General features: G+C 70.9%; 10 protein-coding genes. 5 read left to right on the forward strand and 5 right to left on the reverse strand.

What is annotated here, in order from left to right; genetic code table 11:
* Positions 1-17 precede the first annotated feature (17 nt).
* The 5 genes from J7E97_RS01715 (at position 18) to folE (ending at position 6,166) form a co-directional block, all read left to right on the forward strand.
* Positions 18-1,175 (forward strand): zinc-dependent metalloprotease, encoded by a 1,158-nt coding sequence (locus J7E97_RS01715; protein WP_215021477.1) that lies wholly within the window; start codon positions 18-20, stop codon positions 1,173-1,175.
* Positions 1,176-1,487: 312 nt separating this feature from the next.
* The gene (gene tilS, locus J7E97_RS01720) at positions 1,488-2,609 is read left to right on the forward strand and encodes a tRNA lysidine(34) synthetase TilS (protein WP_215021478.1); all 1,122 of its coding nucleotides are present in this window, start codon (positions 1,488-1,490) and stop codon (positions 2,607-2,609) included.
* Between the two features lie 65 nt (positions 2,610-2,674).
* A complete protein-coding gene (hpt, locus tag J7E97_RS01725; protein WP_215021479.1) occupies positions 2,675-3,235 on the forward strand; it encodes a hypoxanthine phosphoribosyltransferase in 561 nt (186 codons plus the stop codon).
* A 194-nt stretch (positions 3,236-3,429) separates the two neighbouring features.
* On the forward strand, positions 3,430-5,463 hold the full coding sequence (gene ftsH, locus J7E97_RS01730) for an ATP-dependent zinc metalloprotease FtsH (RefSeq protein ID WP_215021480.1): 2,034 nt from the start codon (positions 3,430-3,432) through the stop codon (positions 5,461-5,463).
* Positions 5,464-5,557: 94 nt separating this feature from the next.
* A complete protein-coding gene (gene folE, locus J7E97_RS01735) occupies positions 5,558-6,166 on the forward strand; it encodes a GTP cyclohydrolase I FolE (RefSeq protein ID WP_215021481.1) in 609 nt (202 codons plus the stop codon).
* 68 nt (positions 6,167-6,234) lie between these two features.
* Here the strand turns inward: folE and J7E97_RS01740 are convergent, their stop codons facing one another.
* From J7E97_RS01740 to folP, 5 genes are all read right to left on the reverse strand, one after another.
* Positions 6,235-6,720 (reverse strand): DUF3180 domain-containing protein, encoded by a 486-nt coding sequence (locus J7E97_RS01740; RefSeq protein ID WP_215021482.1) that lies wholly within the window; start codon positions 6,718-6,720, stop codon positions 6,235-6,237.
* Positions 6,721-6,815: 95 nt separating this feature from the next.
* Positions 6,816-7,412, reverse strand: coding sequence for a 2-amino-4-hydroxy-6-hydroxymethyldihydropteridine diphosphokinase (gene folK, locus J7E97_RS01745; protein ID WP_215021490.1), 597 nt, complete (start codon positions 7,410-7,412; stop codon positions 6,816-6,818).
* Positions 7,413-7,420: 8 nt separating this feature from the next.
* Positions 7,421-7,780, reverse strand: coding sequence for a dihydroneopterin aldolase (gene folB / locus J7E97_RS01750; protein ID WP_042809414.1), 360 nt, complete (start codon positions 7,778-7,780; stop codon positions 7,421-7,423).
* A 130-nt stretch (positions 7,781-7,910) separates the two neighbouring features.
* Positions 7,911-8,297 (reverse strand): nuclear transport factor 2 family protein, encoded by a 387-nt coding sequence (locus J7E97_RS01755; RefSeq protein ID WP_251053604.1) that lies wholly within the window; start codon positions 8,295-8,297, stop codon positions 7,911-7,913.
* 53 nt (positions 8,298-8,350) lie between these two features.
* On the reverse strand, positions 8,351-9,289 hold the full coding sequence (gene folP / locus J7E97_RS01760; protein WP_215021484.1) for a dihydropteroate synthase: 939 nt from the start codon (positions 9,287-9,289) through the stop codon (positions 8,351-8,353).
* Between the last annotated feature and the right edge of the window lie 170 nt (positions 9,290-9,459).

Genomic DNA, 9,459 nt, shown 5'->3' on the forward strand with positions numbered 1-9,459 from the left:
CCACGTACGGTTGACGCATGACGAGCATCGGTGGAGCGGAGATGGTCGACTGGAACCTCGCGGTGGCGACCGCGATCCGGCTGGTACGGCCCGGCCCGGAGATCAGCAGGGACGAGGCACGGGCCGTCGTCGCGGAACTGCGCAGGCACGCCAAGACCTCCGAACGGCACGTGCGCGAGTTCACCCGGATGGTGCCGCAGGGCCCGGCCCCGCACGACACCCCCGTCCTCGTCGTGGACCGGGCCGGCTGGGTCAAGGCCAACGTGGCCGGCTTCCGGGAGCTCCTGGCGCCGCTGCTCGACAAGTTGCAGGAACGCCGCGCCGGCACCCCCGGCGCCGCCGTCCTCGGCACGGTCGGCGGCAAGATCACCGGCGTCGAGCTGGGCATGCTGCTCAGCTTCCTGGCCTCCCGCGTGCTCGGCCAGTACGAGACCTTCGCGCCCGCGAGCCCCGACCTGCCGGGCTCCGCCGCCGGCGGTGGCCGGCTGCTGCTCGTCGCGCCGAACATCGTGCACGTCGAGCGGGAGCTCGAGGTGGACCCGCACGACTTCCGGCTCTGGGTCTGCCTGCACGAGGAGACGCACCGTACCCAGTTCACGGCCGTCCCGTGGCTCCGCGAGCACATCGAGGGCGAGATCCAGACGTTCCTCGGCGCCACCGAAGTGGACCCGATGACCTTGCTGGAGCGGCTGCGGGAGGCCGCCCAGAGCTTCGCCGGGGCCCGCCCCGACGCGGAGCGCGGCGAAGAGGGCCGCTCGCTGGTCGAGCTCGTCCAGACCCCCGAGCAGCGCGAGGTGCTGGCCCGGCTCACCGCCGTCATGTCCCTGCTGGAGGGACACGCCGACTTCGTCATGGACGGGGTCGGCCCGGAGGTCGTGCCCTCGGTCGCCGAGATCCGCGAGAAGTTCCAGCAGCGCCGGGCCACGGGCGAGGGCCGCCTCGACGCGGCCCTGCGCAAGCTGCTCGGTCTCGACGCGAAGCTGCGCCAGTACCGCGACGGCGAGCGGTTCGTGCGCGCCGTCGTCGACCAGGTCGGCATGGACGGCTTCAACCGGGTGTGGACCTCGCCGAACACCCTCCCCACCAAGGCCGAGATCGCCAGCCCGGCGGACTGGGTGGCCCGGATCCACCGCAAGGGCCGCGAGCAGAGCGAAGGGGCGCGGGACGAAGCGTGAGGGGCGCGCCGCGGGGCGCGTGACGGGAAGGGCGGGACCGGAGGGAAGCGAACCGGGAGAAGTGGCCCGAGAGGCGTGAAGATGTCCCTCTGGGGGAAACAGCATCACCCGTCCGAGGGACCGTGGGGCGTGGAAGCGCGTGCGATGCTCGGGGAACGGCTCGGTTCTGTCACCATCATCGCACTCTGAGTGACAACCCCCGTCCGCGGGGGCAGATCCGGACAGCACCCCCAGCGCACCACCCTCCCCCAACGCCTCCGAAGCGCCTCCGAGGCCTCCGAGGCATCCGAACTCCACCGAAGGGCACCGGACATGGGTCCCCATCCTGCGGTCGCGGCGATACGCCTGGCGGTCCGCCGCGCACTCCACGACGTCCTCACCGACCTCACCGACCGACCCGCTCACGCACCGGCTCCCCGCGTGGGCCGCCCCGGCCGCGCCCCCGGCGCCGCCGGACCCCTCGGCACCCCGGGGGCTCCCCACCGGCCCGCCCTCCCCGACAGCGCGCCGCTCGTCCTCGTCGCCTGCTCCGGCGGCGCCGACTCCATGGCGCTCGCCTCCGCCCTCGCGTTCGAAGCGCCCAAGCTCGGCATCCGGGCCGGCGGCATCACCGTGGACCACGGGCTCCAGGAAGGCTCGGCCCTGCGCGCCGCCGAGGTCGTCAGCCGCATGACCGCGCTGTGCCTCGACCCGGTCGAGTCCGTCGCCGTGCGCGTCGGCCGCGACGGCGGACCCGAAGCCGCCGCCCGCGACGCCCGCTATGCGGCCCTCGACGAGGCCGCCGACCGCCTCGGCGCCGCCGCCGTGCTGCTCGGCCACACCCGGGACGACCAAGCGGAAACCGTCCTGCTGGGCCTCGCCCGCGGCTCCGGCATCCGCTCGCTCTCCGGAATGCCCGAAGTCTCCGGAGGCCCCGGCGCCTCCGGCCGCCGCCACCGCTACCGGCGCCCCTTCCTCCAGATCGACCGGCAGACCGCCCGCAAGGCCTGCATGGTCCAGTCCCTCGCCGTCTGGGACGACCCGCACAACATCGACCCCGCCTACACCCGCTCCCGGCTGCGCCACGAGGGACTGCCCGCCCTGGAGAAGGCGCTCGGCAAGGGAGTCGTCGAGGCGCTCGCCCGCACCGCCCAGCTCTCCCGCGACGACGCCGACGCCCTGGACGCCTGGGCCGCCGAGGCGGAGAACGGCGTACGCGACGAGGACGGCCGGCTCGAGTGCGCCAAGCTGTACGCGCTGCCCCCGGCCGTCCGCCGCCGGGTGCTGCGCCGGGCCGTCGTCGCGGCCGGTTCTCCCGCAGGCTCCCTCTTCGCCCGCCACATCGAGGAAGTCGACCGGCTCATCACCGGATGGCGCGGTCAGGGCGCCATCAATCTGCCCGGCCGGGTCGAGGCCCAGCGGCAGGGTGGCAGACTGGTCATCCGGCAGGGCTGATTGGTGCTGAAACACGGCTGAGTCCTCCGGGGTCACCCCCGGAGCCCCGGCCGACAACGAAAGTGATGCGGGTGGACGAGAAGGACATGGGCAGCGACCTCCAGTCGGTGCTCATCACCAAGGAAGAGATCGACGCGAAGCTGGCCGAGCTGGCCGCGAAGATCGACGCGGAGTACGCGGACAAGGACCTGCTCATCGTCGGCGTCCTCAAGGGCGCGGTGATGGTGATGGCGGACCTGGCACGTGCCTTGTCCACCCCGCTCACCATGGACTGGATGGCGGTGTCCTCGTACGGCGCCGGGACCCAGTCCTCGGGCGTGGTCCGGATCCTCAAGGACCTGGACACCGACATCAAGGGCAAGCACGTCCTGATCGTCGAGGACATCATCGACTCGGGTCTGACCCTGTCGTGGCTGCTGTCGAACCTGGGCTCCCGCGAGCCGGCCTCCCTCGAGGTCGTCACGCTGCTGCGCAAGCCCGACGCCGCGAAGGTCGCGATCGACGTGAAGTGGGTCGGCTTCGACATCCCGAACGAGTTCGTCGTGGGCTACGGCCTCGACTACGCGGAGAAGTACCGCAACCTGCCCTTCGTCGGCACGCTCGCCCCGCACGTCTACGGCGGCTGAACCCGAGCGGACGAAACCTCCGAGCAGGGGAACCCTGGAACGATTCCCGCCGTTGGAGCATGGAAAGGCGGGTCCGTCAGCCGCCCCATGAGGCAGCGGGTGACAATACAGGGGTACATTCCGAAGAACAGTCTTTACTCACAGCAGCATTTACCTACGGGCAGGAGGGACGGGGTGCCTAGCGCCCCGTATGGATGGACGTGAAGCGATACTTCCGTGGGCCGGTCATGTGGATCGTGCTGGCCGTCCTCGCCGTGGTCGTGTTGATGAACGTCGTCGGCTCCGGCGGCGGCTACAAGTCGGTGGAGACCAGCGAGGTCATCAAGGCGATCAACAGTGGCCAGGTGGACAGCGCCAAGCTGACCACCGGTGACAGCCAGATGATCAAGATCGAGCTGAAGAAGGACCAGAAGCTCGGCGACAACGACGGCACCAAGTTCCAGGCCAACTACATCGGGGACCAGGGCGTACAGCTCGCCCAGAACCTCCAGACCAAGTACGAAGCCGGTCAGATCCCGGACGGATACTCCGTCACGCCGGACAAGACCAGCCCGTTCCTGAGCGTGCTGCTCTCGCTGCTGCCGTTCGTCCTCATCGTCGTCGTCTTCCTGTTCCTGATGAATCAGATGCAGGGCGGCGGCTCCCGAGTGATGAACTTCGGGAAGTCCAAGGCCAAGCTCATCACCAAGGACACCCCGAAGACGACGTTCGCGGACGTCGCGGGCGCGGACGAGGCCGTCGAGGAGCTCCACGAGATCAAGGAGTTCCTCCAGGAGCCGGCGAAGTTCCAGGCCGTCGGCGCCAAGATCCCCAAGGGCGTGCTGCTGTACGGCCCGCCCGGCACCGGAAAGACCCTGCTCGCGCGTGCCGTCGCGGGCGAGGCCGGTGTCCCCTTCTACTCGATCTCCGGTTCCGACTTCGTCGAGATGTTCGTCGGCGTCGGTGCCTCGCGTGTCCGTGACCTGTTCGAGCAGGCCAAGGCCAACGCCCCGGCGATCGTCTTCGTCGACGAGATCGACGCCGTCGGCCGGCACCGCGGTGCGGGCCTGGGCGGCGGTCACGACGAGCGCGAGCAGACCCTCAACCAGCTGCTGGTCGAGATGGACGGCTTCGACGTGAAGGGCGGCGTCATCCTGATCGCCGCCACGAACCGTCCGGACATCCTCGACCCGGCCCTCCTGCGCCCCGGCCGCTTCGACCGCCAGATCGCGGTCGACCGTCCGGACATGCAGGGCCGTCTGGAGATCCTCAAGGTCCACCAGAAGGGCAAGCCGGTCGCTCCGGACGTCGACCTGGGTGCTGTCGCCCGTCGCACGCCCGGCTTCACGGGTGCCGACCTCGCCAACGTCCTGAACGAGGCCGCGCTGCTCACGGCCCGCTCGGACCTGAAGCTGGTCGACAACCACGCGCTGGACGAGGCGATCGACCGCGTCGTGGCGGGTCCGCAGAAGCGGACCCGGATCATGTCGGACCGGGAAAAGAAGATCACCGCGTACCACGAGGGCGGACACGCCCTGGTCGCGGCGGCTTCCCCGAACTCCGACCCGGTCCACAAGATCACGATCCTGTCCCGCGGCCGTGCCCTGGGTTACACCATGGTCCTGCCCGACGAGGACAAGTACTCGACCACGCGCAACGAGATGCTCGACCAGCTGGCGTACATGCTGGGCGGGCGCGCGGCCGAGGAGCTGGTCTTCCACGACCCGACCACCGGTGCCGCGAACGACATCGAGAAGGCCACGGCAACGGCCCGCGCGATGGTCACGCAGTACGGCATGACCGAGCGCCTCGGCGCGATCAAGTTCGGCGGGGACAACACCGAGCCGTTCCTGGGCCGCGAGATGTCGCACCCGCGGGACTACTCGGAAGAGGTCGCCGCGCTGGTCGACGAAGAGGTCAAGAAGCTCATCGAGACGGCGCACAACGAGGCCTGGGAAATCCTGGTCGAGAACCGCGACGTGCTCGACAACCTCGTTCTCGCGCTGCTGGAGAAGGAGACGCTCAACAAGGAGCAGATCGCCGAGGTCTTCTCGACGATCGTGAAGCGCCCGGCCCGCCCGGCGTGGACCGGCTCCTCGCACCGCACCCCGTCGACCCGTCCGCCGGTGCTCTCTCCCAAGGAGCTCCAGCTGACGAACTCGGCGAACGGGTCCTCGGTGGCATCAGCGCCGGCCGTCTCGGTGGAGAAGGCCCCGGAACCCTCCCCGGAGGAGCGACCGGAGGCCTGATCCCTCCCGGAATGGATGCCGCGCCCCCCAGGTTCTAGCCTGGGGGGCGCGGCACTTTCATGTGCGCGCGAGCGAACACAGGAACGAGGAAGCAATGACCGACCCAGTGACCCTGACCGGTGGCGAGGGCACGATCGGCGAGTTCGACGAGAAGCGCGCCGAGGCGGCCGTCCGCGAGCTCCTGATCGCGGTCGGCGAGGACCCTGACCGAGAGGGCTTGCTGGCGACCCCGGGGCGAGTGGCGCGGGCGTACAAGGAGATATTCGCCGGCCTCTACCAGAAGCCGGAGGAGGTCCTGACGACCACGTTTGACCTCGGCCACGACGAGATGGTCCTGGTGAAGGACATCGAGGTCATGAGTACCTGTGAGCACCACCTGGTGCCGTTCCACGGCGTGGCTCACGTCGGCTACATCCCGTCCACCGACGGCAAGATCACCGGCCTGTCGAAGCTGGCCCGCCTCGTGGACGTGTTCGCCCGCCGTCCCCAGGTGCAGGAGCGCCTCACCACCCAGATCGCCGAGTCGGTCATGGAGATCCTGGATCCGCGCGGGGTCATCGTGGTCATCGAGTGCGAGCACATGTGCATGACCATGCGCGGCGTCCGCAAGCCCGGCGCGAAGACCATCACCTCGGCCGTCCGCGGCCAGCTGCGCGATCCCGCGACCCGCAACGAGGCGATGAGCCTCATCATGGCGCGCTGACCGGGCGGACACGGGGGATGTGGCCCGCCGGCGCAGAGCGGCGGCCCCCGTGCGCGGGACGCGTCCGGCTAAGCCCCGGCGGGGGCCTTCGTGGGGTCCTCGTCGTCCGGGAGTTTCAGGACGTGTTCCAGGAAGAGGGCCGCTGCGACGACCGCCGCGCCCGCCAGGACCGAGGAGCCGGCGTACCAGGTCTGGTCGCGGCGGGCCGGGACGTCCAGCGCGGTGGTCAGGAGGAAGACCCCGACGCCGCCGTAGGCGCCCGCGACCAGGGCCGCGACCAGCGCGCTGGCCTGGCCGAAGACCACCGCGCGGGCCGCCATCAGCGGCTCGACGCCCTTGGCGCCCGGCACCCGCTCGCGCTGGGCCTTCAGCCGGGCGCGCAGTGACAGGGCCGTCGCCAGCAGGACCGCCGCGATGACGCCGAGCACGATCGGCGCGGCCAGCGGGACGCCCGGCAGGGAGCCGTAGGAGTCCCACAGCCGGGCGCCCGCCCAGGACAGCACCCCGGCGACCGCGAAAATGCCCGCCAGGACCGCCGGCCTCAATTGCTTCACGTGCCTGCTCCCCGCTCTGTGTGCGTACCCGGTGATCCTAAGTCTTCGGCCGCCTCCGGGGGACGCGGTCACCGGGCCCGCCCGGCGGGGGCGGACTACTCGGGGAGGCGCAGTTCCAGGTCCCGACGCGGCGTGACGCCCGCGAGGCCCACGCCGTCCAGCAGCGCGGCGACGGCCCCGTGGCCCGGGATCTGCGCTTCGGGGTCGATGTCGAGCCAGGGGGCCAGCACGAAGGCGCGCTGGTGGGCGCGCGGGTGCGGGAGGGTGAGGACGGGATCGGCGGACACCACGTCGGCGTAGGCGACGATGTCGACGTCGATGGTGCGGGGACCCCAGCGCTCCTCGCGGACGCGGTCGAAGGCTTCCTCGATGGCCTGGCCGCGCTCCAGGAGGGAGCTGGGCGGCAGGGTGGTCTTCACCGAGACGACGGCGTTGAGGTACGAGGGCTGCGAGCCGGGCTCCACGCCCCACGGCTCGGTCTCGTAGACGCAGGAGACGGCCTTGACCCGCAGACCCGGGGTGTCACCGAGGGCGTCGATGGCGCCCTGCAGGGTCTCCAGCCGGTTGCCCAGGTTCGCACCGATCGCGACGACGGCCCACTTGGGGTTCGACAGCGTCACGTCCGCGGCGTCCACGGCCTCGACGACGGACGCCGGGACGGGTTGGACGGTGGGGTCGCTCTGGGCGTTCATTCCGTTGTTCACACGCGGCTCCGGGTGATCGTGATGGTCACGTCGTCGAAGGGGACGGTGATGGGTGCGTCCGGCTTGTGGACGACGACCTCCACCTGGGCGACCGCCTCGTGCTTGAGGCACTGCTGGGCGATCCGCTCGGCGAGCGTCTCGATCAGGTCGACCGGCTCTCCTTGAACCACGTCGACGACTTCCTCCGCCACTACCCCATAGTGCACGGTCTTAGCCAGGTCGTCCCCGGCCGCCGCGGGACGGGTGTCGAGGTGGAGCACCAGGTCGACGATGAAGGTCTGGCCTTCCTCGCGTTCCCGGGGAAAGACGCCGTGGTGCCCGCGAGCCTTGAGGCCGCGCAGCGCGACACGATCCACGCGAATCACTCCTGCTTTTCGTAGGTTTTCCGGTCCGGGACTCCCCGGATCCATGGGCCTACGCCGAGTGCGGTCGGCGTCGTCCATCTTCGAATTTACCTGCGAAATACCCCGGGCCCCGACGGAGGGGTCAGGAGGGGTCGTCCTCGTCGTCCTCGTCGGAGTCCGTGAGGACGGGAGAACCGTGGTGCGACCAGAGCCGCCAGCCCTCGGATGTGCGTCGGAACACATTCGTGGCGACGACGAGCTGGCCGACGAGCGGGCCCAGTTCACCGCCGTCCTCGGCGGGTCCGCCGCTGAGGATGTTCTCCGTACACGTCACCAGGGCGGTGTCGCCGATGACGGTGACCTTGGTGTCGGTGAGGAAGAACTGGATGTACTCGGTGTGGGACATGATCAGCGCGTACGAGCGCAGTACCTCGCCGCGTCCCGAGAGGACGGGCCAGCCCGGGTGCACGCAGGAGATCTCGTCTTCGAGCCAGAGCGCCGACAGTACGTCGAAGTCCCCCTGCTCCATGGCCTCGTAGAAGGCCGTGTTGACCTCTTCGACGGCTTCGATGTCGGTACGGCTCACCTTGTCCCTTCCTCGGTGCTGCGGGTGCTGTGGGTACCGCGGGCGCCGTGGGTACGGGTGCCACGGAATGCCCCTTCCACGGCGCGGGCCACCCGAACCGCGTCGGCGCTCGCCCGTACCTCGTGGACCCGCACGGCCCAGGCGCCCTGCTGGGCGGCTATCGCGGAGACGGCCGCGGTGGCGGCGTCGCGTTCGCGGGCGGGCGGCGGGGAAGCGCCGTCGGCGCCGGCCAGCACCCGGCCGAGGAAACGCTTCCTCGACGCGGCGACCAGCAGCGGGAAGCCGAGCGTGCGGAGCTCGGGGAGGTGGGCGACCAGGGCCAGGTCGTGCTCGGCGTTCTTCGCGAAGCCCAGACCCGGGTCGACGATGATCCGCTCGGGGGAGATCCCGCCGGACACGACCGCGTCGATGCGGGTCCGCAGCTCGGCGGTGACCTCGGCGAGGACGTCGTCGTAGACGGCGAGGCTGTTCATGCCGTCGCTGAAGCCGCGCCAGTGCATGACGACGAACGGCACCTCGGCGGCGGCCACGGCCGGAATCATGCCGGGGTCGGCGAGGCCGCCGCTGACGTCGTTGACCAGCATCGCGCCGGCGGCGACCGCCTGGGCGGCGACGGAGGCGCGCATGGTGTCCACGGAGACCGCGACGCCTTCGGAGGCGAGGCCCCGGACGACGGGGACGACGCGGCGCAGCTCCTCCTCCTCGTCGACGCGGGAGGCGCCGGGGCGGGTGGACTCACCGCCGACGTCCACCAGGTCGGCGCCCTGGGCGACGAGGTCGAGACCGCGCTTGACGGCGGCGGTGGTGTCGAACCAGCGGCCGCCGTCGGAGAAGGAGTCGGGGGTGACGTTGACGACGCCCATGACCCCGCAGCGGTCCCACTCCGGCAGCCCTGTGACCCGGCCCCTGTCGGCTGCCGCGCGCTTCGTGTTCATACGTCCAGGGTATGGGCCGTGGCCATGACCGCTGCTCGGGCGGCCTGAAGGACCACTGGAAGGACCGCCGCCGGGCCGCTGGAAGGGCAAGCCGCCCGGCCCAGGAAGGACCGCCGCCCGGGCCGCGGGTCCCGGCCGCCCGGGCCGCCCGCCCGCACCCGCCGCCCGGC

The sequence above is a fragment of the Streptomyces sp. ISL-66 genome (genome assembly GCF_018614135.1).
GTDB lineage: Bacteria > Actinomycetota > Actinomycetes > Streptomycetales > Streptomycetaceae > Streptomyces.